This window comes from Candidatus Rokuibacteriota bacterium, from assembly GCA_016188005.1.
Classification (GTDB): Bacteria; Methylomirabilota; Methylomirabilia; order Rokubacteriales; family CSP1-6; genus UBA12499.
Window position 1 is genome coordinate 12,789 of sequence record JACPIQ010000002.1, and the last position, 25,552, is coordinate 38,340.

Genomic DNA, 25,552 nt, shown 5'->3' on the forward strand with positions numbered 1-25,552 from the left:
CGCCCCAGCGCTCCGACATGGCGCCCACGAAGAAGGCCCCGAAGGGGAAGGCGCCGCCCCAGACGAGAGTGTAGTGTCCGCCGCGTAGCGCAGCCCGGCCCCGATCTCCTGGGCGATGGAGTCGCGGTGATTCAGCGCGCGAAGCCCGCGCGGAAAGGGCATGGGCGGGAGCGCGCCTGGCGCGCCCCGGGCTCAGGTGGGCCTGACGCCGGTGCGGTGGCGCTGGGCCAGGGCCTGGTAGCCGGCCGGGTTGACTTGCACCCAGCGCTCGGCGGGAGTGCCGGCCAGCGGGCCCCGGACCTTGCACGGCGCCCCGAGCGCGAGCATCCCGTCGGGGATCTCCGTGCCCGGGGTCACGAGCGAGCCCGCGCCCACCATGGCCCGCGCGCCGATGCGCGCGCCGTCCAGCACCGTGGCGCTGTTGCCGATGAGCGCCTCCTCCCCGATCTGCGCCGCGTGGATGGTGCAGAGGTGCCCCACGGTGGCGCCGGCCCCGATCTCCACGCCGGCCACGGGCGTGACGTGGATCACCGCGCAGTCCTGCACGTTGGCGCCCCGGCGGATGACGATGGCGTTGAAGTCGGCGCGGACCACGGCGTTGTACCAGACCGAGGCGTTCTCCTCGATCGTCACGTCCCCGATGATGGACGCCGTCGGGGCGATGAAGGCGGTGGAGTGGATCCGCGGGGCCTTGCCCTCGAACGAGAAGAGCGGCATGCCTGTCTCCTTTGGACTCATTTAGCATCCGTCTCCTGGACATGACAAGGGGCCGGGCGTACCCTGACGCGCATGAGCCCGCCGAGGATCGTCGCGGCGGCGACATCGGTTCCGGCGCACCGCTTCGATCAGGAGACGCTCCTGCGGATCGCCGGCTACACCGACGCGCAGCGGGCCGGCTTCTTCGCCAACAGCCAGATCGAGGGGCGGCACCTCTACCTGGAGTCGGACGTCTTCACCCCCGACGAGACCCTCGACCAGCTCCAGAAGCGCTTCGCGCGCGGCGCGCTCCAGCTGGGGGCGGAGGCGGTGCGGCGGGCGGTCGAGCGCGCCGGGTGGGGGCTGACGGACGTGGACTTCCTCGCCACGACCACGTGCACGGGCCGGCTCTGCCCGAGCCTCGACGCGCGGCTCATCGCCCAGCTCGGACTCAAGCCCTCCGTCCAGCGCGTGCACGTCGGCGACACGGGCTGCGCCAGCGCCATGGTGGCGCTCCAGCAGGCGCACAATCACCTGCGGGCCTTCCCGCGCCACCGCGCGGTCATCGTGGCGGTGGAGCTCTGCTCGACGGCCTACTATCTCGACAGCCGCCTCGAGAGCGCCGTGGCGCATGCCATCTTCGCCGACGGCGCTGGCGCCGTGGCGCTGGCGACGACGGGCGACGGCCCGGCCATCGTCGAGCTGCGGACCATCTTCCGCTCGGAGCACCTGCCGGCCATGGGCTTCGAGTTTCCGGGCGGACGTCTGCGCGTGGTGCTGTCCAAGGACGTGCGGCGGATCGGCGGCGCCATGATGCAGGAGATGGCCGAGACGCTCATGGCCGCCCAGGGGCTCAAGCGGGAGGACGTGCGCCACTACGTCCTGCACTCGGCCGGCCGCCGCGTCATCGAGCAGGCGCGCCGGCTCATGGACCTCGACGAGAGCCAGGTCGCCCACTCGCGCCGGGTCCTCCGGCACTTCGGCAACATGTCCTCGGCGACGGTGGTGTTCGTCCTCGAGGACGTCCTCCGCACGGCCGCCCCGACGCCCGGCGACTGGGGCCTGATGATCGCGCTGGGCCCGGGGTTCGCGGCGGAGGGCGCCCTCCTGCGCTGGTAGCATGCGCTGGCTGTCGCCGGTGCCGCGAGCGGCGGACGCGCTCGAGCTGCTGGACGGGCCGGCGTCCTTCCCGGACCGTCGCCGGAGCCTCCTGGACGTGGCGCGGCTCAACGGCCTCTTCGGCGGCCGGCGCGTCACCCTGGCGCAGGTCAAGCGGCTCCTGGCGCGCCTGCCCGCGGACCGGACGGTCACCATCCTCGACCTCGGGACCGGGGCGGGCGACATCCCCGTGGCGCTGGTCCGCTGGGCCCGGCGCGTCCGCCGGCCCGTGCGCGTGTACGCCCTCGACCGCGACGCGGCCACCCTGCGCGTCGCCCGCGACCTCGTCGGGCCCCATCCCGAGATCGTGCTCGTGCAGGCCGACGCCATGGCCCTGCCTCTCCGTCCCGGCGCCGTGGACGTCGTGATCTCCGCCCTCACGCTCCACCACCTCGAGCCCGCCGCCGCCACCCGCTGCCTCGCGGTCATGGACGAGGCGGCCCGCGTCGGCATCGTCGTGAACGACCTCTCCCGGAGCCGCGCGGCGTGGGCGCTGGTCTGGCTGGCGACGCGCTTCCTCGCCAGGAGCCCGCTGTCGCGACACGACGGACCGCTCTCGGTGCTGCGCGCGTACACCGCGGAGGAGCTCCGCGCACTCGGCGCCCGCGCCGGGCTTGGGCGCGTCGAGATCCGGCGCTACCCGCCGCTGCTGCGGCACTGCCTCGTGAAGGCCAAGGCGCCGTGACCCGCGACGTCGACGTCACCATCGTCGGGGCCGGACCCGCCGGCAGCGCGACGGCGATCCTGCTGGCCGAGCGCGGCTGGACCGTGCGGCTGCTCGACAAGGCCACCTTTCCGAGGCCGAAGGTGTGCGGCGAGTACCTGTCGCCCGAGGCCTCGCGGATCCTGGACCGCCTCGGCGTCCTCAAGGACGTCGACGCCGCCCCCGCCCAGATGCTTCCGGGCATGCGGATCATCGCTCCCGACGGCACGCGGCTGGATGGCGAGTATCGGGCGGCCGGGCCCTGGCGCGCCTATCGCCAGCACGCTCTCGCCCTGCCGCGCGAGAAGCTGGACGCGATCCTGCTGAACCGGGCCCGGAGCTTCCCGGTGGAGGTGGGTGAGCGCCGGCGCGTGACCGGGCTCCTCGTGGAGGGCGACCGCGTGGTCGGGGTGCGCGCCGAGGATCCTGACGGCCGCCGCTGGGAGGCGAGGAGCCGGCTCGTGGTGGGCGCCGACGGTCGCGGCTCCGTCGTCGCCAGGCAGCTCGGGCTCGTCCGGGCGCGGCGCCTGAAACGCATGGCGCTCGTCAGGCACGTGGAGGGTCTCACGGGCTTCGACGGCTGCGGCGAGATCTACGTGGATCCGCCCGACTATGCCATCCTCAACCCGGTCGCCCCCGGGCAGGTCAACCTGAGCCTGGTGGTGCCGTTCGTCCACGCCGTGGCCTTCCGCGGGCGCATGGAGGCCTTCTTCGACGCGCGGCTCAAGCAGCTGCGCCACCTGGACATGCGCCTCGAGGGCATGCGCCCGGCGGGGCGGCTGCGGGTCCTCGGTCCGCTGGCCTACCGGATCGTGGCGCCGCGCCATGCCGGCGTGGCGCTGGTGGGTGATGCGGCGGGCTTCCTCGATCCGTTCACGGGAGACGGGCTCTTCACCGCGCTGCGCTCCGCCGAGTTCCTGGCGGAGGCGGCTCACGCTGCGCTCGGCGAGGGGCCGGTCTCGGCGCAAGCGCTGGTCCCCTACTGGCGGGCCCGCCGCCGCGCCTTCGGCGCGAAGGAGCGCGTCACGCGTGGGCTGCAGGTGGTGATCGCGCATCGGCGCCTTGCCAACCTGGCCGCCCACCTCCTGGCCAGCCGCCCGGCGCTGCTGGGGACGCTCATGGGCGTGATCGGCGACTTCGTGCCGCCCGGGGAGCTGCTGCGCCCCTCCCTCCTGCGCCGCGCCCGCTGACGGACCCCCGGACTCGCACGACGCCCCGGGCGCCGCCTTGCCTTCGGAGCTCCGAGGCGGGACCCCGGGGCTCAGCGCGCCCGCCGCGGTCGAAGCCTCCGGATCGGGGCGGCGGCAGGCTCCGCATCGGCGGTGGCGGCGGGCTGATCGGCCTCGAGGAGCGCGACGTTGGCCTCGCGGAGCGGTCGGCCGATGTGGTCGCGGATCCACTTGCCGTCCCACCACTCGAGCGGCGTCACCGAGATCCCGTGGATGAGGACCTCGTAGTGGAGGTGATCGCCCAGGGCGAGCCCGGTGGCCCCCGAGCGGCCCAGCTCCTGGCCCTTCTGCACCCCGTCGCCGTCCTTGACGCCGATGGTGGACAGATGCCCGTAGAGCGTCATGAGGCCCAGGCCGTGGTCCACGACCACGGTGTTGCCGTAGATCGTGAGCGGCCCGGCGAAGACCACCCGCCCGGCATTGGCCGCGGGCACCACGCTCTGCTTCACCGAGGCCAGGTCATAACCCAGGTGCACCTGAGCGTCCACGTCCCGGCCACCGTAGCGGTACACGCGCGCCTCGGCGAAGTTGGAGAAGACCTTGGTGTTGCGCGGCTGGAGGAAGGCCCCTTGCCACAGCGGGCTTGGCGCGGTCCGCGCCGCCAGCTCCCGCTTGGTCTGCTCGGCCGTCCGGCGCAGGTCCCGGTTCACGGTGAGGAAGGCGGCCAGCACTTGCTCGGGCGGGATGGCGCCGCGCCCCGGCAAGAGCTCGGGCAGCTTGGCCGCGAGAAACTCCGGCTTGAGCTCGACGACGCCGTCCGGGAAGCGCCGGGGCTTGATCTCGGCCGGGACCGGTCGAGAGGTGGTGTTGCCGGCCTCGTCCTGCGCCGTCACCGCGATGGGGGCCGACGGGGGCGCCTCCCAGGGCAGGGCCACCATGGCGGCGTAGAGTCCCGCTTCCGGCTGGCCCACGGGGTAGGCGGGCAGGAAGATGCCGCCCACGTTGACGCCGAGCCGGGCGCCTCCCCTGGCGCGGAAGACCACGAGGCCCCCGCCCCCCTGGGCCAGGTAGCGCGTGCTCGAGATGACCTCCAGCGCGGGGGGCGTGAGGTCGAGCGTGACCGGCACCGTGAGCACGGGCCGGTCGTCCACGCGGAGCGGCCGCCAGAAGCCGTCGCGCGCGAACACCTCGAGCGTGGCCGCGCCCTCGCGCAGGCCGAGTCCCGAGCCGTCGACCGTGAGCTGGATGCGCTGCTGGAGGGCGCCGCCCGCGAAGCTCTGGCGCGCCAGGACGGCGCGGCCCTGCCCCTGGACGAGCCGCAACTCGGCCGACTCGATGCCGCCGCGCGCGGCAGTGAGGGTGATGCCGAGCGGCGTCCTGAGGCCGATGTGGCGCAGCGGCGGTGTCAGCTCGGCGCGGATACTGGGCACGTTCTGCCTCCACGCCAGGAAGGAGAGGCCGCCGACGATCACGAGCACGGAGACGACGACCAACAGGACCCAGAATCGCACGCCGGAGCGAGCCACCGCGCCATCATACCGGCGGCGCCCCGGGGCGTCAATTTGCGCGTCCTCGCGCGCGCCCGCGCGTGGTAGTAAGGGTGGAAAGGGAGGACTCCATGAGTCACGTCGAGCCCACGTGTCGCCTCACCGAGGCCGGCGCCGCCGCCATCATGGCGGCCGCCGTCGCTCAGGCCCATGCCCTGGGCATTCCCATGTCCGTGGCCATCGTGGACGCCGGCTGCCACCTGCTCCTCTTCACGCGCACGGGCGGCGGCAAGCCCCACACCGTGCGCATCGCCCAGGCCAAGGCGCGCGCCGCGGCCTCGAACCGGCTGCCCAGCGGCAAGACCGGCTCCACGGGCCACGAGCTGACCGACTTCGGCGCGCTGGCATTGACCCTGGCGGCGGGGCCCGAGATCTACGCCGGCTTCCCCGGCGGGCTGCCCATCGTGGCCGGGGGGCAGTGCGTGGGCGGCATCGGCGTGAGCGGCGGCACGGGAGAGCAGGACGTGGAGGTCGCGCGCGCCGGCCTGGAGGCCTTCGCGCCCGGCCCATAGAGGCCGGCGCGCCCCGTCGCTCGCTCAACGGTTCGCCTGCCGCCACGGGGAGTTGGCGCCAGCGTCCTTGACACCCACGACCCCTTTGGATAGAGTGATGCGGGTTTGTACCCGAAAGCACAACCATGTCACGACTCGTCTGGCTGATCCCGCTCTTCCCGCTCCTCGGCACGCTCCTGAACGCGCTCTTCGGCCGGCTCATCGGACACCGCGCCCACTGGATCGCCGTGCCCGCGCTGGGCGCCTCCTTCCTCGCCGCCTGCGCCGTCTTCGCGCGGGTGCAGGGCGGGGAGACCTACACCGGCGATCTCTTCCCCTGGATCGCGGCCGGCAGCTTCAAGACCGCCATCACCGTGCAGGTGGACCCGCTCTCGGCCGTCATGCTCCTGGTGGTGACGGGCGTGGGGTTCCTCATCCACCTCTACTCCGCCGGCTACATGCACGGCGACGACGGCTACGCCCGCTTCTTCACCTACCTGAACCTCTTCGTCTTCTCCATGGTGATGCTGGTGCTGGCGGGGAACTTCCTCCTCCTCTACGTCTTCTGGGAGGCGGTCGGGCTCTGCTCCTACCTGCTCATCGGCTTCTGGTACCAGAAGCAGTCGGCCTCGGATGCCGGCAAGAAGGCCTTCATCGTCAACCGCGTCGGCGACTTCGGCTTCGGCCTGGGCATCATGCTCATCTGGACCACGTTCGGCACGCTCGACTACGGGGAGGTCTTCGCCAGGGCCGACGCCAGCGTGAGCGTGCCGACCTACACGGCCATCGCGCTGCTGCTCTTCGCCGGCGCGTGCGGGAAGTCGGCGCAGCTGCCGCTGTACACCTGGCTTCCCGACGCCATGGAAGGGCCGACGCCCGTCTCGGCGCTGATCCACGCCGCCACGATGGTGACGGCGGGGGTCTACATGGTGGCGCGCTGCCACAAGCTCTTCGAGATGGCGCCCGTCTCGCTGGAGGTCGTCGCCTGGGTCGGCGGGCTCACGGCGGTGTTCGCCGCCACCATCGGCCTGGTCCAGACTGACATCAAGCGGGTGCTGGCCTACTCGACCATCAGTCAGCTCGGTTACATGTTCGTCGGCGTGGGGGTGGGCGCCTACGCGGCGGGCATCTTCCACCTCGTGACGCACGCCTTCTTCAAGGCGCTGCTCTTCCTGGGCGCCGGCAGCGTGATCCACGGCCTCTCCGGGGAACAGGACCTGCGGCGGATGGGCCGGCTCGCGCCGCGGATGCCGGCGACGGCCATCACCTTCGTCGTGGGCGCGGCCGGGCTGGCCGGGCTGCCGCCGCTGGCGGGCTTCTTCTCCAAGGACGAGATCCTGGCCGCCACCGCCCACGAGGAGCACACGCTGCTCTTCCTCCTGCTCCTGGCCGGCGCGTTCATGACGGCCTTCTACACCTTCCGCCTCGTCTTCCTGGCCTTCTTCGGCGCCTCGCGCATGTCCCACGAGAGCGCGCGCCACGTCCACGAGTCGCCGGCCGTGATGACCGTGCCGCTGGCAGCGCTGGCAGCGCTGACCGCGGTGGCCGGCCTCGCGCTGGGCTGGCCGTCTGCTCACGGGACCGCCTTCGCGCGCTTCCTGGCGCCGGTGTTCCCCGTGGAGGAGGCGGCCCACGGCTCGGCCGTGGTGGCGGCCTCGGTGGCGGTCGCGGTGGGCGGAGTGCTGCTCGCCTGGCTCATGTACGGCCGCCGGCCGGTCCGTGCCGAGGAGATCGCGGCCCCGAAGCACGCCATCCATTCGCTGCTCCTGCACAAGTACTACGTGGACGAGCTGTACGACGCCCTCTTCGTCCGGCCGCTCTTCGCGCTCTGCCGCTGGTGCGCGCGAGTGTTCGACCTCGGCCTGATCGACGGGGCGGTGAACGGCATCGGGCGGGGGGTCGTGGCCTGGGCGCAGGGGTTGCGCCGGATCCAGACCGGCTTCGTCATGAACTACGCGCTCGGCATGCTCGTGGGGGCCGTGGCCGTCGTGGCCTTCCTCCTCTCCCGCTGATGACTCACTAGCTCATGCTGCTGTCCACCGTCACGTTCCTGCCGGTCGCGGGCGCGGTCGTCATCGCGCTCCTGCCGCGGGCCCAGGAGCGGCTGGCGCGCTCCCTGGCGCTCCTGACGACCCTGGCGGCCTTCGTCATCTCGCTCCCGCTCTACACCGGGTTCGACGCGGGGCAGGCCGGCTACCAGTTCGTCGAGCGCGGGGACTGGATGCCCTCCCTGGGCATCACCTATCACCTGGGCATCGACGGGATCAGCCTGCTGCTCGTGCTCCTCACGACCTTCCTGATGCCGCTGGCGGTCCTGTCGTCCTGGCACTCCATCGAGCGCCGGTGGAAGGAGTTCGCCGTCACCATGCTGCTGCTGGAGACGGGGATGCTCGGCGTCTTCGTGGCGCTGGACCTCTTCCTCTTCTACGTCTTCTGGGAGGCCATGCTGATCCCGATGTACCTGATCATCGGGATCTGGGGCGGCACGAACCGCGTCTACGCGGCCCTTAAGTTCGTCCTCTACACCCTGGCGGGCTCGGTGCTGATGCTGGTCGCCATCCTGGCCCTGTACTTCCAGCACGGCGCCGCCACCGGGATCTACACCTTCGACCTGCCCGTGCTGGCCCGCTACCTCGTGCCGGCGGGGCTCGGCCAGAACCTCCTCTTCCTCGCCTTCGCGCTGGCCTTCGCCATCAAGGTGCCGATGTTCCCCTTCCACACCTGGCTGCCGGACGCCCACGTGGAGGCGCCGACGGCGGGCAGCGTGATCCTGGCGGGCGTGCTGCTGAAGATGGGCACCTACGGATTCCTGCGGTTCTGCCTGCCGCTCTTCCCGCAGGCGAGCCTGGCCTTCGCCCCCTGGATCGTCGCCCTGGCGATCGTCGGCATCATCTACGGTGCCTGGGTCTCCACCGTCCAGCCGGACCTGAAGAAGCTCGTGGCGTATTCCAGCGTGAGCCACCTGGGCTTCGTGATGCTCGGCCTGTTCGTGTTCAACGCCCAGGGACTGGTGGGCGGCATCATCCAGATGGTGAACCACGGCCTCAGCACGGGGGCGCTCTTCCTCCTGGTAGGGATGATCTACGAGCGACGTCACACGCGGCTCATCGCCGACTTCGGCGGGCTCTGGAAGGTGATGCCCGCCTACAGCGCCCTCTTCCTGATCGTGGCGCTGTCCTCGCTGGGGCTGCCGGGCCTCAACGGCTTCGTGGGCGAGTTCCTGATCCTCGTCGGCGCCTTCCAGTGGAACGTGACGGTGGCGGCGCTGGCCACCACCGGCATCATCTTCGCCGCGGTGTACCTGTTGTGGATGTACCAGCGCGTCGTCTTCGGCGAGGTGACGCGGGAGGAGAACCGCCGTCTGGCCGACCTCTCGGCGCGCGAGTGGGTCGTGCTGCTGCCGGTGCTGGCGCTCATCGTGTGGATCGGCGTCTACCCGGCGCCCTTCACCGGGGTGACCGAGGCGAGCGTGCAGGCCCTCCTCGCCCAGGTGCATGCCAAGGCCGCCGCCACCGCCGCCCTGGTGCCGCGGTGAGCCCGACCCTCGTCCTGCCCGTCATCAGTTTCCGCGCCATCGCGCCGGTCACGGTGGTGGCGGCGGCCGCCTGCCTCCTGCTGCTCCTCGATCTCCTGCCGACGCGGGGCCGCAAGGACCACCTGGGCGTCGTGGGGCTGGCGGGCGTCGTCCTGTCCATGATCCTCACGCTGAGCCTCTGGGGGTCCGACGAGCGGGCGTTCAACGGCATGGTGCGGCTCGACGGCTTCGCCCTCTTCTTCGACCTCGTCATCGGCTTCGCCACCGGGCTCGTGCTGCTGCTCTCACTCGACTACCTGCGGCGCCAGGGGATGGAGTCGGGCGAGTTCTACATCCTCGTCCTCTTCGCGGCCGTCGGCATGATGCTCATGGCGGCGGCGGGGGACCTCATCGTGGTCTTCCTGGGCCTCGAGATCATGTCGCTGTCGCTCTACGTCCTGGCCGGCTGGTTCGTGGGGCGGCTCGAGGCGGGCGAGGCCGCCATGAAGTACTTCCTCCTCGGCGCCTTCGCGTCGGGCTTCTTCCTCTACGGCATCGCGCTCATCTTCGGCGCCACGGGCTCGACCAACCTCGACCGGATCGGCGTGGCGGTGGGGGCGGGCGCCGGGCGCGACCCGCTGCTGCTGATCGGGCTCGGGCTCCTGGTGGTGGGCTTCGGCTTCAAGATCTCCTCGGTGCCCTTCCACATGTGGGCCTCGGATGTGTACCAGGGCGCGCCGACCTCCGTGACCGCGCTCATCGCCACCGGCTCCAAGGCGGCGGCCTTCGCCGCGCTCCTCCGCGTGCTCCTCTCCGCAATGCGGGCGGCCCAGCCCGACTGGACGATGCTGATGTGGTGGCTCGCCGTGCTCAGCATGACGGTGGGCAACGTCGTCGCCCTCGCCCAGCAGAACATCAAGCGGATGCTCGCCTACTCCTCCATCGCGCACGTGGGCTACATCCTCGTGGGCGTGGTGGCGGGCGGGGCGCTGGGCGGCGGCAGCGTGCTCTTCTACCTGCTCGTCTATACCTTCACCACCGCGGGGGCCTTCGGCGTCATCCTGCTCCTCGAGCGGGAGGGGCGGGAGGCGGTGGAGGTGGGCGACCTGGCGGGTCTCGCCACGCGGCACCCGGTGCTGGCGCTCGCCTTCTCCGTGTTCCTGCTCTCGCTGACCGGCATCCCGCCCATGGCAGGCTTCGTCGGGAAGTTCTACCTCTTCGGGGCAGCCGTGCGAACCGGGTACGTGTGGCTCGCCGTGATCGGCGTGCTCAACTCGGCCATCGCCGCCTACTACTACCTCCGGCTGATCGTCTACATGTACATGCGCGACCCCGCGGGCGCCCCGACCGTCCTGGTCCCGTCCTTCCCGGCGGGGCTCGCGCTGGCCGTCGCCCTGTGGGGCGTGGTGCAGCTCGGGGTGCTGCCCGCGCCCTTCCTCGATCTGGCCCAGGCGGCCGTCCTCCCGCTGCTCCGGTAGTGCCGGGCCGGCTGGCTTCGCCATGCTCGCTCACGCTCGCATGACTCCCATATCCGCTCGTCTTGCCTGCGGCTGCGCCTCGCTCAGCCACGTTCTCGGTCGTCGCCAGCGCTCAACGTACACCCACGTACGCCTCGCGCCCGCCGCTTCGCTCCCCTCCCGGCTTCGCTCGCCTCGCCTTCGGCTGCGGCTCCCATGGCGATCCTCGGGCCTCGTCTGGCTCGCCATCCGTCCCGGCACCGAGCTGTGACGCTGCGGTTTCCGTACCGGGGCTGGCTCTTCGACCTGGACGGGACGGTCTACCTGGGCGAGCGGCTCATCCCGGGCGCGGCCGAGGCCGTCGCCGCCCTCCGCCAGGCCGGCCGGCGCGTCGCCTTCCTCTCCAACAAGCCGCTCCAGACCCGCGCCGACTACGCCGCCAAGCTCTCCCGCCTGGGCATCCCGGCCCAGGCCGACGACGTCATCAATTCCTCGCTGGTGCTGGCGCGCCACCTCCGCGGGCTCGACCCGGGGGCCCCGGTGTTCGTCATCGGCGAGCCGCCCATGATCGCCGAGATGCGGGCGCACGGCTTCGAGGTGCGGGAGGACGAGCGCGTGCGCTGGGTCGTGATCGCCTTCGACCGGACCTTCACCTATGCGAAGCTCAACACGGCGCTCCAGGCCGTCAGGCGCGGAGCGCGCCTCATCGCCACCAACCCGGACCGCACCTGCCCCGTCGAAGGCGGGGAGATCCCCGACTGCGCGGGCATGATCGCCGCCGTGGAGGCCGTCACCGGGCGCACGGTGGAGGCCGTGGTCGGCAAGCCGTCGCCGATCATCCTCGAGGTGGCGCTCGCCGCCCTCGGCGTGCGGGCCGACGAGGCGGTGATCGTCGGCGACCGCCTGGAGACCGACATCACCATGGGCAAGCGTCTGGGGCTGGGGACCATCCTCGTGCTGAGTGGGATCACCCGGGCCGGCGATCCCCGAATCGCCGCGCTCGCTCCCGACCACGTGGTACGATCGATCGCGGAGCTGATCGCGACACCATGAGCAGGCTGGTGGGACTCGACGGCATGGCCTTCGACGCCGTGGTGATCGGCGGCGGCATGGCCGGCGCGGGCGTCGCGCGCGACCTGGCGCTCCGCGGCGCCTCGGTGGCCCTCTTCGAGAAGGGCGACTTCTCCTCCGGCACCACCTCGCGGTCCTCCAAGCTGATCCACGGCGGCCTGCGCTACCTGGAGCTGGGCGACTTCCGGCTCGTCCGTGAGTCGCTGCGCGAGAAGGCGACGCTCGAGCGACTCGCGCCCCACCTGGTCCGCCCGCTGCCGTTCCTGGTCCCGATCTACCGGGGCGGCCCGCGCGGGCTGATCCGGGTGCGGATCGGGATGTGGCTCTACCATCTCCTGACCCCCGGCAAGCGCACCGAGCGCTACCGGGTCCTCCGCCAGGGGGACACCCTCGCCCTCGAGCCGTCCATCCGCGCCGAGGGCCTGCGCGGCGCGGGCTATTACTTCGACGACCTCCTGCTGTCCCCGGAGAGGCTGTGCCTCGAGAACACGCTGTCCGCGGTGCGGCACGGCGCGCGGGCGCACAACTACTGCCAGGTCGAGGAGCTGGTGCACGGCGGGCGTGGCGTCGAGAGCGTGCGTGTCCGTGATCTGCTGTCGGGGCAGGTGCACACCGTGCGCGCCTCCGTGATCGTCAACTGTGCCGGCCCCTGGGTGGACCGCATCCGGGAGCTCGCCGGCGTCGCCGCCGGGGGCCGGAGGATTCTCCGCACGACGAAGGGCATCCACTGCCTGCTGCCGCGGATGACGGACCGCGCCGTCTACCTCTCCGGCGAGGACGAGCGGATGATCTTCGTGATCCCCTGGCGCGAGTTCACGCTCGTCGGCACCACGGACACCGACTTCGAGGGCGACCCGGATCGGCTCTGGGCCACCCGGGACGAGGTGACCTACCTCCTGGCGGCGGCGGAGCGCGCGCTGCCGGACCCGCGTGTGGCCTTCGACCGCGTCGTCTACGCCTACGCCGGGGTCCGTCCGCTGTCGTGGGAGGAGGGCGTGTCCGAGTCGAAGGTGTCGCGGGAGCACCGGGTCGTCATGGAGGGCCCCGAGGGCCGCTTCATGTCGGTCACGGGGACCAAGCTCACCTGTTTCCGGAGCCTCGCCGAGGAGGTGGGCGACCTCGTGATGGCCCGCCTCGGCCGCTCGCGACCGTCACGGTCGGCCGCGCTCGCGCTGGACGGGCTCGACGAGGAGGCCGGGAAGGTCGAGGCGCGCGTCTGGATGGACGTGTCGGAGGAGACGGCGGCCACCGGCCTCTCGCGCGAGACCATGCAGGTCCTCGTGGAGACGTACGGCCGCGGCTACGGCCGCGTGATCGAGCTGGCCCGCAAGCTGCCCGACGGGACGGACCGGCTCTGCCCCCGGAACGGGGAGATCGTGGCCCAGCTCCACCAGGCCGTGCGCGAGGAGATGGCCGTGTCCCTCCAGGACGTGCTGCTGCGGCGGACGGGGATCGGATTGAGCCCGTGCCAGGGGCTCGACTGCGCCGAGGCCATCGGCCGACGGATGGCGGAGCTCTGCGGCTGGTCGCCCCGGCGGCTCGACGCGGAGCTGTCCGCCTACCGCCTGCACGTGGACCGGAGTCACAGGTTCCGGACGCACTGAGCCGCCGCGGCGAACCGGTTCCCGATCTTTCGTGGTATATTTTGGGCCGCCCGGGCCCGGGCCAGACCGAGTCGCCACGCGACCGCGACCCAGGTGGAACGCGCATCCGTCACAGAGAGCCACCCAGGCTGACCTACCTCATGACGATCGGAGGACACCCATGCGGCGGACAGTGAGATCCTTCATCCCAGGCTTCGCGGCGCTGGCTCTGCTTGCCGCGCCGCTGCTGGCCCCGGCCCCTGCGCTGGCCAAGACCGAGATCCACTTCTGGCACGCGATGGGCGGTCAGCTCGGCGAGACCGTCGGCGAGCTGGTCAGGCAGTTCAACCAGAGCCAGCGAGAGTACGAGGTCAAGGCCCTCAACAAGGGGACGTACCCCGAGGTCCTGACGGCCGCCATCGCCGCGTATCGGCAGAAGAACCCGCCCCACATCGTCCAGTTCTTCGATGTGGGGACGCAGACCATGCTCTCCTCCGGGGCCATCTACCCGGTGTTCCAGCTCATGAAGGAGCAGGAGGTCGCCGTCAACTGGAAGGACTTCATCGCGCCGGTGGTCAGCTACTACTCCAAGGACGGCAACCTCTACTCCATGCCCTTCAACTCGTCGAGCCCGATCCTCTACTACAACAAGGCCGCCTTCAAGAAGGCGGGACTCGATCCGGGCAACCCCCCGGCCACCTGGAAGCAGGTGGGAGAGGTCTCGAAGAAGATCATCGCCGCGGGCGCGGCGAAGTGCGGCTTCACCACCTCCTGGCCGTCGTGGACCATGCTCGAGAACACCTTCCCCTGGCACGACCAGCCCTTCGCCACCAACGAGAACGGCTACAAGGGGCTCGAGACGAAGCTCCTGATCAACAGCGAGTTCGGGATCAAGCACATCGGCCAGCTCGCGGCGTGGCAGAAGGAGCGGGTCTACTCCTACGGCGGGCGCATGGGGCAGCCCGACCCGAAGTTCGTCAACGGCGACTGCGCCATGCTGATCCAGTCCTCCGCCGTGATCGGCGGCTTCAAGCGGTCCGTGAAATTCGACTGGGCGACGGGCCAGCTCCCCCACTGGGGGGCGCCCTACAAGAAGCAGAACGCGATTGTGGGCGGCGGCACGCTCTGGGTCATGAAGGGGCAGAAGGCGGGTGACTACAAGGGTGTGGCCCAGTTCCTCAAGTTCATCTCGGATCCGCATCAGCAGATGTGGTGGAGTGTCACCACGGGCTATGTCCCGATCACCCAGACGGCGATCAAGAACCTGGAGGCGGGCTACCACTTCAAGAAGAACCCCGAGCAGTGGACGGCACTCAGCCAGCTGGGCGCCACGCCCACCGCCAACAGCCGCGGGCACCGGCTCGGCAACATGGCCCAGATCCGGGATGCCATCGAGCCGGAGCTGGAGAACATCTTCGCCGGGAAGAAGACGACGAAGGAGGGGCTGGAGGCCGCCGTGGCGAAGGGCAATGAGATCCTGAAGGAGTTCGCGGCGGCCAACAAGCCCTGAGTCGATGAAGCGGAGCGTCTTCAAGAACCGGGGGTTGCCGTATCTGCTGGTGCTGCCGCAGCTGGCGGTGACCCTCGTGTTCTTCTTCTGGCCGGCCTTCGAGTCGCTCCGTCTGAGCTTCTTCCGGACCTCTGCCTTCGGCGACCGGGTCGTCTTCGTCGGGCTCGAGAACTTCCGCAAGCTCCTGGTCTCCGGTGACTACTACCAGTCGGTCGTCAACAGCTTCATCTTCGCCTTCGGCGTCACGGCGCTGGGGGTGGGGGCGGGGCTCTTCGTGGCGGCGCTGGCCACCCAGAACGTGCGCGGGCTCACGGCCTACCGGACCGCGGTGCTCTGGCCCTACGGCATCGCGCCCCCCATCGCGGGCATCATCTTCCTGTTCATCTTCCACCCCTCCTACGGGGTGCTCCCGTACTGGCTGTCCTTCGTGACAGCCTACGAGTTCAACTGGCTCCTCAAGGGCTGGGTGGCCATGGCGCTGGTGGTGATCGCCACGGCGTGGACGCACGTGGGCTACAACATCGCCTTCTTCCTCGCTGGCCTGCTGGCCGTCCCGACCTCGGTGCTCGAAGCCGCCAGTGTGGACGGTGCGGGGGCCCTGCGGCGCTTCCGCCTCATCGTCTTCCCGCTGCTGGCGCCCATCACCTTCTACCTGGTCGTCGTCAACCTGTTCTTCTCGTTCTTCAGCTCGTTCGGCATGATCCACGCCGTGACCCAGGGCGGGCCGGGCGGGGCCACCGAGATCATGGTCTTCAAGGTCTACAAGGACGGCTTCATCGGGCTCAACCTGGGCTCTTCCGCCGCCCAGTCGGTGATCCTCATGCTCGTCGTCATCGGGCTCACCGCGCTCCAGTTCCGCTTCGTGGAAAAGAGGATCACGTATTGAGCGGGGACGGCGCCCTCGCTGCCCCGGCCCGGGCCGCCTCGCTGCCGGCCGTCCTCGAGACCCGGCGCAGGCCGCTCGACTGGCACGCGCTCGTGGTCCATGCCCTGCTGCTCGCCTGCGTGGCGCTCATCGCCTTTCCGCTCTATTACGCTTTCGTCATCTCCACCCAGACCGTGGAACAGGTCATCGCCCGACCCCCGGTGCTCCGTCCCGCGGGGCATGCGGTGCAGAACTACCTGGAGGCATGGACCCGGGCGAAGATGGGGCGGCTCCTGTGGAACAGCGCCGTGGTGGCCGTGGTCTCGGCCCTCGGCAAGATCGTCATCTCCGTGCTGTCGGCCTTCGCCATCGTCTACTTCAACTTCCGCGGCCGGACCGCCTGCTTCTGGCTCATCCTCGTCACGCTGATGCTGCCGGTCGAGGTGCGGATCATGTCCACCTACGAGGTGATCGGCAACCTCGGCTGGCTCGACTCCTACGCTGGGCTCACCGTGCCGCTCATGGCCTCGGCCACCGCGACCTTCCTCTTCCGCCAGTTCTATCTCACCATCCCCCACGAGATGGTGGAGGCGGCGCAGCTCGACGGGGCCGGCCCCATGCGTTTCCTCTGGTCGTTCCTCGTGCCGCTCTCCTGGGCCAACATCGCGGCGCTCTTCGTGGTGCTCTTCATCTACGGGTGGAACCAGTACCTGTGGCCCCTCATGATCACCAACACCGAGGCGATGCGCGTGGTGGTCATCGGCCTGCAGGATCTCATCCCGCGCACGGGCACCCACATCCCCGAGTGGAACATCATGATGGCGGCGGCCATGATGGCGCTGCTGCCACCGGTGGCGGTCATCCTGTTCATGCAGCGCTGGTTCGTGAAGGGGCTGGTGGAGTCGGAGAAGTGAGATCTCCCGGGCTGGTGGCGACCGGGCTCGGGCTCGTGGCCCTCGTGGCCAGCGCCGGTCACGCGCGCGCCGCCGCGCCCGTCCTCTTCGCGGCCCACCGGGGGGGCTCGCTCCTCTGGGCGGAGAACAGCCTGCTCGCCTTCGGCCGGGCCGCGGCCCTCGGCGCCGACTTCCTCGAGTTCGACGTGCATCTCTCGCGGGACGGGGAGCCGGTGGTGATCCACGATGCCACGCTCGACCGCACCAGCACGGGCCGCGGCCCGGTGCGGGAGCGCACGCTGGCCGAGCTCAAGCAGATCCGGCTCAGGGACAGCGCCGGCACGATGACCGAGGAGCCGGTGCCGACGCTGGAGGAGGTCGTGAGGCTGGCGGCGTCCGGGAAGCGCCAGCTGCTGCTTGAGATCAAGGTGGACGAGCGGAAGGCGCGCTACCCGGGCATCGAGGAGAAGGTGCTGGCCGTCCTGGACCGCCACGCCATGGCGCCCTCCGCCGTCATCATGGCCTTCGAGGCCGACAGCTGGCGCCGGGTGCGGGCGCTCCGGCCCGACATCCGCACCGCGGCCCTCTATGCGCCGCGGATGGTGGAGGGCCACCCCTCGGGGCTGGCCGGGGTGATGGACGAGGTGAGGCAGGCTGGGGTGGCCTTCATCGGGCTGCACCAGGCCCTGGTCGATGCCCGGGCGGTGGCGCTCGCGCGCAAGATGGGACTCGGCTTGGGCGTCTGGACGGTGAACGAGCGCGAGGCCATGCGCCGCTTCATCGACCTGGGCGTCGGCATCGTCATCACCGACCGCCCCGACTGGGCGAAAGACCTCCTCGCCCGATGAGCGCCGGAGGCGCGAAGAGGCCGAGCCGCCACCCGATGTCCTCCACGTTCAAGCAACCTGAATGACCCGGGGGCGTTTCATCCTCGCGCTCGACCAGGGGACCACCGGGTCCACGGTCCTGGTGGTGGACCCCGAGGGGCAGATCCGCGGCCGCGGCTATGTCGAGCTGCCGCAGCACTACCCGCGGCCCGGCTGGGTGGAGCACGACCCGGAGCAGATCTGGCGGACCACCGTCGAGGCCATGGGCCAGGCGCTGGGGGCCGCCCGGATCTCACCGGCCGAGGTGGCGGCCGTCGGCATCACGAACCAGCGCGAGACCACCCTCCTCTGGGAGCGCGGCTCGGGTCGGCCCCTCCACCATGCGATCGTCTGGCAGTGCCGGCGGACGGCGGGCCTCTGCGACAGGCTCAAGGCCGACGGTGTCGAGGCCGAGGTCCGGCGCAAGACGGGGCTCGTCGTGGACGCCTACTTCTCCGGGACGAAGATCGCGTGGCTGCTGGACCACGTGGAGGGCGCGCGGGCCCAGGCCGAGCACGGAGCGCTGGCCTTCGGCACGGTGGACTCGTGGCTCCTCTGGCGGCTCACGGGCGGCCGCGTCCACGCCACCGATCCCTCCAACGCTTCCCGGACGCTCTGTTTCGACATCCGGGCGCTGCGGTGGGACGAGGGGCTCGCGGGGATGCTCGGCGTCCCCATGCCGCTCTTCCCCGAAGTGCGGCCCTCGGCGGGGGTGTTCGGGGAAACTGCCACGGGCGGGCCGCTGCCGGGGGGGATCCCGGTGGCGGGCATCGCCGGCGACCAGCAGGCCGCGCTCTTCGGCCAGGCGTGCCTCGAGCCGGGCATGGCCAAGAACACCTATGGCACGGGCTGCTTCCTCCTGCTGAACACCGGCGAGCGTCTCGTGACCTCCGACCGTGGGCTGCTGACCACGGTGGCCTGGTCGGTGGGTGGGCGCATCACCTACGCGCTGGAGGGCAGCGTGTTCATCGCGGGGGCGGCGGTGCAGTGGCTGCGGGATGGGCTCGGCATCATCGCCCGGGCCGGGGAGACCCAGGCGCTGGCGGAATCGGTGCCCGATACGGGCGGTGTCTATCTGGTGCCGGCCTTCGTGGGGCTGGGGGCGCCGTACTGGGACCCCTACGCGCGGGGAACCATCGTGGGGCTCACGCGGGGAACCACGCGGGCGCACCTGGCCCGGGCGGCGCTGGAGGCCATCGCCTACCAGAGCCGGGATGTGCTGGACACCATGGCCGAGGAGGCGGGCGTGGCGATCCGGACGCTCCGGGTGGACGGCGGCGCCGCGGGCAACGACTTCCTCTGCCAGTTCCAGGCGGACATGCTGGGCGTGGAGGTGCTGCGCCCCTCGGTCACCGAGACGACAGGCCTCGGGGCGGCCTGGCTGGCGGGGGTCGGGGTGGGGCTGTGGAAGACGGAAGAGCTCGGCAGCCGCTGGCGGCTCGAGCGCCGGTTCACGCCCGCACTCGAGCCGGGCGAACGGCATGCCGTCTATGATGGCTGGCGGCGCGCCGTGGAGCGGTCGCGCGCCTGGGTGCAACCAACCGACAGGAGGGCTCCATGACACGGATCATCGCAGTGGCGCTGATGCTGGCCGGACTGGCCGTGACGGAATGGACCGGGCCGGCGGCGGCCCAGGCGCCGATCGAGAGCGAGCTGGCGCTGATCACGCCGGTCTCGAAGTTCATCCACGACGCGGCGCTCAAGGCGTTCGCCGAGTATGCCAAGGAGAAGTGGAAGATCACCGTCAAGGTGAGCGCGATTCCCGCGGGCACGCCGGTGGCCTACGGGCGCATCACCGAGTGGAAGGGCAAGCCCGACGTCGACATCTTCTGGGGCGGCGAGTCGGCGCTCTTCGAGAAGCTGGCCGAGCAGAGGCTGCTCCAGAAGGTCGAGATCTCGAAGGAGGCGTGGGACTCGATCCCGGCCGCCATCGGCAAGCCCAAGCCCATCCCGCTCAAGGACAAGGACGGCTACTGGGTGGGCACGGCGCTGGAGCCCTACGGCCTCGTCTACCACCCGAAGCGGATCCAGCGCCTCGGGGTGCCCGAGCCGAAGGACTGGGAGGACCTCCTGAACCCCAAGCTCAAGGGGGAGGTGGCCCAGTGCGCGCCGACGCGCTCGTCCTCCTCCAACGCGACCTACGAGGTCATCCTCTCCATGCACGGCGAGGAGAAGGGCTGGGACTGGCTCCGCAAGCTGGCGGCCAACACCGGGCACTTCACCGCCAGGAGCCGGGACGTGCCGACGGTGGTGGCCAAGGGGGAGTTCGCGGCCGGCTTCGCCGTGCCCTCCTACATGGCCTTCGAGGAGAAGCTCGCGGGCTTCGACATCAAGTTCGTGGCGCCGAAGAACGCCTTCGTGACGCCCGAGCCCATGGCGGTCCTGGCGGGGGCGCGCAACCCGAAGGCGGCGCGCGCCTTCATCGAGTTCCTGCTGACGGAGCGCGGCCAGAAGGTCTTCATGGAGCGCGGGCTGTTCCCGATCACGCCCAGGTACAAGGTCCAGGGCGCGCCGGGGTCCACGGCGGAGCTGGCGGTGCAGTTCACGGGGGGCGTCCGCTCCTACTTCGACCAGGAGGTCGCCAACGTCTACGACGAGGGCGTGGCGGCCAAGCGCTCCGCGGCGCTCAAGACCAAGTACCGCTCGGACATCGAGGCCAAGTGGGAAGAGCTGAAGAAGAAGTGACGTGAAGATCGCCATCTCGGGGCTCGTCAAGCGCTTCGGGACCGTCACCGCCGTCGACCACGCCGAGCTCGTCGTGGCCGACGGCGAGCTGTTCACGCTGCTGGGCCCCTCGGGATGCGGCAAGACCACGCTGCTCCGGCTGCTGGCCGGCTTCTCACAGCCCGAGGACGGCGAGATCCGCTTCGGCGACCGCGTGGTGAACGGGCTGCCGCCCTACGAGCGCAACATCGGCATGGTCTTCCAGAACTACGCGCTCTGGCCGCACATGACCGTCCGCGCCAACGTGGCCTACGGCCTCAAGCTGCGCCGGCTCTCCGCCGGGGAGATCGAGTCGCGCCTGGGCGAGGGGCTCCGCAAGGTGAACCTGGCGGGGTTCGAGCAGCGCTACCCTGGCCAGCTCTCGGGCGGCCAGCAGCAGCGCGTGGCGCTGGCGCGGGCGCTGGTCCTCAACCCCGACATCCTGCTGCTGGACGAGCCGCTGTCCAACCTCGACGCGAAGATCCGGGTCCAGGTCCGCGCCGAGATCCGCAAGCTCCAGCAGGAGCTGCGCATCACCACCGTGTACGTGACCCACGACCAGGAGGAGGCGCTCTCGCTCTCGGACCGGGTGGCCGTCATGAGGGACGGCCGCGTGCTCCAGATCGGCACGCCGAAGCAGCTCTACGAGCGGCCGCGGACGCGCTTCGTGGCCGACTTCGTGGGGACGAACAACCTGGTGCCGGGGCAGGTGCGGGAGCGGCGCGGGGACCGCCTCGTGGTGGAGACGGCGCTGGGGAGGCTCGAGGCCATGCCCGGCGAGGCCGCGGTCCGGGTGGAGCGCTGCGTGCTGGCCATCCGGCCCGAGAACGTGGCTATCGCCGCGGCTTCGGCCGCGCCTCCCGCCAACGGCAACGCGATCCGGGGGCGCGTCTCCTTCGCCTCCTACCTCGGTAGCACCCTCCGCTACGACGTGGAGACCGAGAGCGGCCAGGTGCTCAAGGCCGACATCCGGGATCCCTGGCACCACGATCCCCTTCCGCTCGGCGCGGCGGTGGCGCTCCACTTCCCGCTCTCCGTCACGCTGGCGGTGGCCGACGATGCGTAGCGCCCGCCTCCCGCTCCTCCTGGGAGTGGGGCTGATCTGGGCGTTCCTGATCCTCTTTCTCGTCTACCCGCTCTGCCGGATCTTCTACGACGCGGTGACGGACGGGGCCGGCCACTTCACGCTGGCGAACTTCCAGGACTTCTTCACCGACGAGTTCTACCGGCGCTCCCTCTGGAACTCCCTGCTCCTGGGCGTGGCGACGGTCATCACCTCCTCCGCCCTCGGCATCGCCGTCGCCTTCCTCCTCGTCCGCTTCGACTTCTGGGGCCGCAGCCTCTTCAGCTACCTCACGATCATCCCCATCATCTCGCCGCCGCTCGTGGGGGTGCTGGGCTTCACCTTCATCCTGGGCCGGGCGGGGACCGTGAACGTGCTCCTGATGGACTGGCTCGACATGCTGCGGCCCGTCAACTTCCTCTACGGGATCCACGGGGTGGTGCTGGTGGAGACCCTCCACCTCTTCCCGATGATCACGCTCAACGTGGTGGACGCCCTCGGCAAGATCGACCCGTCGCTGGAGGAGGCGGCGGAGAGCGTGGGGGCGCGCGGGTGGAGGAAGTTCTGGACCGTGACGCTGCCGCTGACGACACCCGGCTACATCGCCGGCGCGCTGCTGGTCTTCATCTGGACCTTCTCGGACTTCGCGACGCCGCTGGTCCTGGGGGTGCAGGATCTCCTGGCGGCCCAGGCCTACCTCAACATCGTCCAGTTCGTGGACAAGCGGATCTTCCGGATGGGCATCGTGATCTCGGCGCTCATGGTGCTCCTGGCGGTGCTCTTCCTGCTGGCTGCCCGGCACTACGTCGGGCTCAAGGACTACTCCTCGCTCTCCTATTCGAAGATCGCGCGGCGCCGGCTGTCGACGCCGAGGCAGGTGCTGGCGGTCGCGTTCCTCTCCGGCGCGCTCCTCCTCTCCTTCATCCCGTACATCGGCGTGACGCTCGCCTCCCTCGGCAAGGGGTGGTCGCTCACGCCTCTGCCCGTGGCCTACACCATCCAGTACTACGAGCGTGTGATCGTGGAGACGCCGAAGTACATCCTCAACAGCTTCCTGTACTCCGGGATCGCGGTCGGGCTCTGTATCGCCGTCGGGGTCCCGATCGCGTGGCTGCTCGGCCGCTCCACGGTGCCGGGGCGCGGGGCGCTGGACGCCCTCAACACCCTGATCCTGGCCATCCCGGGCACCGCCATCGGCATCGCCTACATCCGGGCCTTCCACTTCGACCTGCCCGGCTTCGACCGGGGGCTCACGTCCTTCTGGATCATCATGCCGCTGGTGCTCGCGGTGCGGCGGCTGCCCTATACGGTGCGGGGCTCCTACGCCTCGCTCCAGCTGGTGCACCTCTCCATGGAGGAGGCGGCCGCCAGCGTGGGGGCCACGGGGTTGCGGTCCTTCCGGGACATCACGCTCCCCCTGATCTGGAAGGGGGTGCTGGTCGGGAGCCTCTTCTCCTTCATGACGTCGCTGCAGGAGGCCTCGGCCGTCCTCTTCCTCGCCCTCGGCGGCTGGGAGTCCATCACCAACGGCATCTTCGCCTTCTACATCGCGGGCAGCGCCAACGAGGCCGCCGCGCTCGGCGTGATCCTCATCCTCGTGGCTGCCCTCAGCACCCTCGTCATCAACCGCATCGCGGGGACGCGGATGGGAGGTGTCTTTGGCTGAGGCCGTGCGCTGGACCCCGCGGAGAAGGGTGGCCTTGTGCGTGACCGCCGCCTCCGCCCTGCAGATTGACCCGAGAAATCAAGGTGTTTGCCCACTTGTGCGGGCGGTGGCGCTGTGATAGTGTTCCTGTTCACATGGGGGTCTCGGAGCCGTCCCCCTGGCGTACCCTCGGAACGCTGGCGACCGTGGGGATCACCTTCGTGGTGTCCACCGCGGGCGCCACGGTGGGAGGGTACTTCATCGATCGGTGGCTCGATACAAGCCCATGGCTCACGCTGATCGGCATGGGCGTGGGAATCGCCGCTGGCTTCCGGGACCTTTTCCGTTCGATCACGCGGGCCGAAAAACAGGAGCGCGATGGACCGTGACCTGGTGATGCGCGTCAGCCGCGCGACGCTCGGCGCGGCGGTGCCGGCGGCCGCCGGGGGCGCCCTCCTGGCGGGGCTCCCCGGCGCCCTCGGGGTACTCGGGGGCGCGCTCGTCTCCGTCGCCAGCTTCCGCTGGCTCGCGCGGGCGGCCTCGCAGCCGACGACCCTGATCGGCGGCGGCCGTCCCCGGCCCCTCCGGGTCCTCGCCCTCGGCCTGCGGCACCTCGTCCTGTTCGGGGTCATCGTGGCGTTGCTCCAGGCCGGGCTCCACCCCGTGGGAGTCATGGTGGGGCTCGCGGTGCTCCCGCCCACCGTGATCGCACTGGGGTGGCAGGGCGCCCGGACGGCTCTCTAGAGGAGTCCATGGAAGCCATCGAGCATCCCCCGCTGCTGCACATCGCGGGCGTCCCCGATCACGTGCTCTACACCTGGCTCGTGATGGCCGTGCTGATCGCCGTCTCCGCCGTCGCCTCCCGGAACGTGCAGCTCGTCCCCCGGGGGACTCAGAACTTCATGGAGGTCGTGCTCGAGCAGTTCCTGTCCCTGCTCGACGACGTGATCGGGCACGAGGGACGCCGCTACCTGCCCTGGATCGCCACCCTCGGCCTGTTCATCCTGGTGTCGAACCTCATGGGCCTCGTGCCGGGCCTCATCGCCCCCACCGGCAACCTCAACACCACGGCCGCCTGCGCCATCACGGTGTTCATCCTCTACCACTCCATCGGCATCCGGAAGCAGGGGTTCGTGACCTACCTGAAGCACTTCGCCGGCCCGGTCCCGTTCCTGGCCCCCCTCATGTTCCCCATCGAGCTCGTGAGCCACTTCGCGCGCCCACTCTCGCTGGCCCTCCGCCTCTTCGGCAACATGTTCGGCGGGCACATCCTGCTGGCGATCATCTTCCTCCTGACCGGCTTCGACGGGCTCTTCGGCTGGGCCCTGACGGGCCAGCTCACGGGGCTCCTCGTGGGCACGCCGGCCGGCGTGCTCATGATCGCGTTCACCACGGGCTTCCTGCTGCCACTCAAGATCCTGGTCGCGTTCCTGCAGGCCTTCATCTTCTGCATGCTGTCCATGCTGTACATCGCCGGCGCGGTCGAGGAAGCCGAGCACCACTAGTCGTTCCCAACCCCACCAAGGAGGCGAAAGTCGTGCGACGCTCACTGATGCTGACGCTGATGACGTTGACCGTTCTCTCCGTTCCAGGGATCTCCCTCGCGGCCGAGGGGGCGGCCCCTGCGACGGGCGGCTGGGTGGGCCCTTTCGCCGTGATCGCGGCCGGGTTGGGCATGGCCCTGGCCTCCGGTCTCTGCGCGCTGGGGCAGGGCAAGGCGGCGGCCGCCGCCGTGGACGCCATGGCGCGCCAGCCCGGGGCCGCCGCCCGCATCCAGACGGCCATGATCATCGGCCTGGCGCTCATCGAGTCGCTGGCCCTGTATGTGTTCGTCATCGCCGCCATCCTCCTCTTCGTGCAGCCGGTGAAGTAGTGATCGGGGACGGGTGTCCCACGACCCGTCCGGGACACCCGTCCCCGTCCACGCTGCACGGCCGGACGCCTGGAGGGACATGACCGCACGCTCCCACTTCAAGATCCCGAAGATCCCGGAGATGACCATCCGTCGTCTGTCGGTCTACACCCGCTGCTTGCTCCACCTGGAGGAGGACGGGGTCAAGACGATCTCCTCCCAGGAGCTGGCCGAGCGTTTCAACCTCAATTCCGCGCAGGTCCGGAAGGACCTGGCCTACTTCGGCGAGTTCGGCGTGCGGGGCATCGGCTACTACGTCTCGGGGCTCAAGGCCGAGCTGCAGAAGATCCTGGGGCTGGACCGGGAGTGGGCAGTGGCCCTGGTGGGTTTCGGGAACCTCGGCTCCGCGCTGTTCCACTACAAGGGCTTCGCCAGGCAGGGCTTCCGGATCGCCGTCGTCTTCGACGACGACCCCGGCAAGGTCGGCAAGTCCGCGGACGGGGTGCCCATCCTGCCGCTCCGCGACCTCCCCAGGGAGGCCAAGGCGCGCGATCTCCAGATCGCCATCGTGGCGGTTCCCGCGGAGGCGGCCCAGTCGGTGACCGAGAAGCTGGTGGCCGCCGGGGTCAAGGCCATCCTGAACTTCGCGCCCACCCGCATCAAGACGGGGCGGGACGTGCGTCTGAAGAACGTGGACCTGTCCATCGAGCTGGAGTCCCTCAGCTTCTACCTCGCCCAGGGCGGCCGGTAGCCCGAGCCCGCCTGG

The 25,552-nt window shown here is 70.5% G+C and carries 24 protein-coding genes; 22 read left to right on the plus strand and 2 right to left on the minus strand.

What is annotated here, in order from left to right:
• Positions 1 to 192: 192 nt before the first annotated feature.
• Positions 193 to 717 (minus strand): gamma carbonic anhydrase family protein, encoded by a 525-nt coding sequence (locus HYV93_00115; protein MBI2524371.1) that lies wholly within the window; start codon positions 715 to 717, stop codon positions 193 to 195.
• A 72-nt stretch (positions 718 to 789) separates the two neighbouring features.
• Here HYV93_00115 and HYV93_00120 point away from each other — a divergent pair, with 72 nt between their 5' ends.
• The 3 genes from HYV93_00120 to HYV93_00130 are packed head-to-tail and all read left to right on the plus strand — an operon-like array spanning position 790 to position 3,747.
• A complete protein-coding gene (locus HYV93_00120; GenBank protein MBI2524372.1) occupies positions 790 to 1,815 on the plus strand; it encodes a type III polyketide synthase in 1,026 nt (341 codons plus the stop codon).
• 1 nt (position 1,816) lies between these two features.
• On the plus strand, positions 1,817 to 2,539 hold the full coding sequence (locus tag HYV93_00125) for a methyltransferase domain-containing protein (GenBank protein MBI2524373.1): 723 nt from the start codon (positions 1,817 to 1,819) through the stop codon (positions 2,537 to 2,539).
• On the plus strand, positions 2,536 to 3,747 hold the full coding sequence (locus HYV93_00130; protein ID MBI2524374.1) for an NAD(P)/FAD-dependent oxidoreductase: 1,212 nt from the start codon (positions 2,536 to 2,538) through the stop codon (positions 3,745 to 3,747). Before HYV93_00125 ends, HYV93_00130 begins: the two co-directional genes overlap by 4 nt.
• Positions 3,748 to 3,818: 71 nt before the next feature.
• Here the strand turns inward: HYV93_00130 and HYV93_00135 are convergent, their stop codons facing one another.
• Positions 3,819 to 5,252, minus strand: a complete 1,434-nt coding sequence (locus tag HYV93_00135) for a M23 family metallopeptidase (protein MBI2524375.1) — start codon at positions 5,250 to 5,252, stop codon at positions 3,819 to 3,821.
• Positions 5,253 to 5,344: 92 nt separating this feature from the next.
• Here HYV93_00135 and HYV93_00140 point away from each other — a divergent pair, with 92 nt between their 5' ends.
• From HYV93_00140 to HYV93_00230, 19 genes are all read left to right on the plus strand, one after another.
• Complete coding sequence (locus tag HYV93_00140) at positions 5,345 to 5,785, plus strand: heme-binding protein (GenBank protein ID MBI2524376.1); 441 nt, start codon at positions 5,345 to 5,347, stop codon at positions 5,783 to 5,785.
• Positions 5,786 to 5,910: 125 nt separating this feature from the next.
• Positions 5,911 to 7,776 carry an NADH-quinone oxidoreductase subunit L gene (nuoL, locus tag HYV93_00145; protein ID MBI2524377.1) on the plus strand — a complete coding sequence of 622 codons (1,866 nt, stop codon included), beginning with the start codon at positions 5,911 to 5,913 and terminating at the stop codon, positions 7,774 to 7,776.
• A gap of 14 nt (positions 7,777 to 7,790) precedes the next feature.
• On the plus strand, positions 7,791 to 9,299 hold the full coding sequence (locus HYV93_00150) for an NADH-quinone oxidoreductase subunit M (GenBank protein ID MBI2524378.1): 1,509 nt from the start codon (positions 7,791 to 7,793) through the stop codon (positions 9,297 to 9,299).
• Positions 9,296 to 10,756 (plus strand): NADH-quinone oxidoreductase subunit N, encoded by a 1,461-nt coding sequence (locus HYV93_00155; protein ID MBI2524379.1) that lies wholly within the window; start codon positions 9,296 to 9,298, stop codon positions 10,754 to 10,756. Before HYV93_00150 ends, HYV93_00155 begins: the two co-directional genes overlap by 4 nt.
• Before the next feature lie 195 nt (positions 10,757 to 10,951).
• Positions 10,952 to 11,788, plus strand: coding sequence for an HAD-IIA family hydrolase (locus HYV93_00160; protein ID MBI2524380.1), 837 nt, complete (start codon positions 10,952 to 10,954; stop codon positions 11,786 to 11,788).
• Positions 11,785 to 13,410 (plus strand): glycerol-3-phosphate dehydrogenase/oxidase, encoded by a 1,626-nt coding sequence (locus HYV93_00165; GenBank protein MBI2524381.1) that lies wholly within the window; start codon positions 11,785 to 11,787, stop codon positions 13,408 to 13,410. Before HYV93_00160 ends, HYV93_00165 begins: the two co-directional genes overlap by 4 nt.
• A gap of 160 nt (positions 13,411 to 13,570) precedes the next feature.
• Positions 13,571 to 14,899: a sn-glycerol-3-phosphate ABC transporter substrate-binding protein UgpB gene (gene ugpB / locus HYV93_00170; GenBank protein ID MBI2524382.1), complete on the plus strand. Its 1,329-nt coding sequence runs from the start codon at positions 13,571 to 13,573 to the stop codon at positions 14,897 to 14,899.
• 4 nt (positions 14,900 to 14,903) lie between these two features.
• Complete coding sequence (locus HYV93_00175) at positions 14,904 to 15,785, plus strand: sugar ABC transporter permease (GenBank protein MBI2524383.1); 882 nt, start codon at positions 14,904 to 14,906, stop codon at positions 15,783 to 15,785.
• Between the two features lie 41 nt (positions 15,786 to 15,826).
• Positions 15,827 to 16,678 carry a sn-glycerol-3-phosphate ABC transporter permease UgpE gene (ugpE, locus tag HYV93_00180; protein ID MBI2524384.1) on the plus strand — a complete coding sequence of 284 codons (852 nt, stop codon included), beginning with the start codon at positions 15,827 to 15,829 and terminating at the stop codon, positions 16,676 to 16,678.
• On the plus strand, positions 16,675 to 17,505 hold the full coding sequence (locus tag HYV93_00185; GenBank protein MBI2524385.1) for a glycerophosphodiester phosphodiesterase: 831 nt from the start codon (positions 16,675 to 16,677) through the stop codon (positions 17,503 to 17,505). The genes ugpE and HYV93_00185 overlap by 4 nt, the downstream gene beginning before the upstream one ends.
• Before the next feature lie 61 nt (positions 17,506 to 17,566).
• Positions 17,567 to 19,084: a glycerol kinase GlpK gene (glpK, locus tag HYV93_00190; protein MBI2524386.1), complete on the plus strand. Its 1,518-nt coding sequence runs from the start codon at positions 17,567 to 17,569 to the stop codon at positions 19,082 to 19,084.
• Complete coding sequence (locus tag HYV93_00195; protein MBI2524387.1) at positions 19,081 to 20,208, plus strand: extracellular solute-binding protein; 1,128 nt, start codon at positions 19,081 to 19,083, stop codon at positions 20,206 to 20,208. The genes glpK and HYV93_00195 overlap by 4 nt, the downstream gene beginning before the upstream one ends.
• Position 20,209: 1 nt before the next feature.
• Positions 20,210 to 21,292, plus strand: a complete 1,083-nt coding sequence (locus HYV93_00200) for an ABC transporter ATP-binding protein (GenBank protein MBI2524388.1) — start codon at positions 20,210 to 20,212, stop codon at positions 21,290 to 21,292.
• Positions 21,285 to 22,955 carry an iron ABC transporter permease gene (locus HYV93_00205; GenBank protein MBI2524389.1) on the plus strand — a complete coding sequence of 557 codons (1,671 nt, stop codon included), beginning with the start codon at positions 21,285 to 21,287 and terminating at the stop codon, positions 22,953 to 22,955. The genes HYV93_00200 and HYV93_00205 overlap by 8 nt, the downstream gene beginning before the upstream one ends.
• 134 nt (positions 22,956 to 23,089) lie before the next feature.
• Positions 23,090 to 23,323 carry an AtpZ/AtpI family protein gene (locus HYV93_00210; protein ID MBI2524390.1) on the plus strand — a complete coding sequence of 78 codons (234 nt, stop codon included), beginning with the start codon at positions 23,090 to 23,092 and terminating at the stop codon, positions 23,321 to 23,323.
• Positions 23,313 to 23,678, plus strand: coding sequence for a hypothetical protein (locus tag HYV93_00215; GenBank protein ID MBI2524391.1), 366 nt, complete (start codon positions 23,313 to 23,315; stop codon positions 23,676 to 23,678). Before HYV93_00210 ends, HYV93_00215 begins: the two co-directional genes overlap by 11 nt.
• 8 nt (positions 23,679 to 23,686) lie before the next feature.
• The gene (atpB, locus tag HYV93_00220) at positions 23,687 to 24,439 is read left to right on the plus strand and encodes a F0F1 ATP synthase subunit A (protein MBI2524392.1); all 753 of its coding nucleotides are present in this window, start codon (positions 23,687 to 23,689) and stop codon (positions 24,437 to 24,439) included.
• A gap of 59 nt (positions 24,440 to 24,498) precedes the next feature.
• Entirely contained in the window at positions 24,499 to 24,807 is a 309-nt protein-coding gene (locus HYV93_00225) for an ATP synthase F0 subunit C (protein MBI2524393.1), read from the plus strand.
• A gap of 79 nt (positions 24,808 to 24,886) precedes the next feature.
• The gene (locus HYV93_00230) at positions 24,887 to 25,537 is read left to right on the plus strand and encodes a redox-sensing transcriptional repressor Rex (GenBank protein MBI2524394.1); all 651 of its coding nucleotides are present in this window, start codon (positions 24,887 to 24,889) and stop codon (positions 25,535 to 25,537) included.
• Positions 25,538 to 25,552 lie beyond the last annotated feature (15 nt).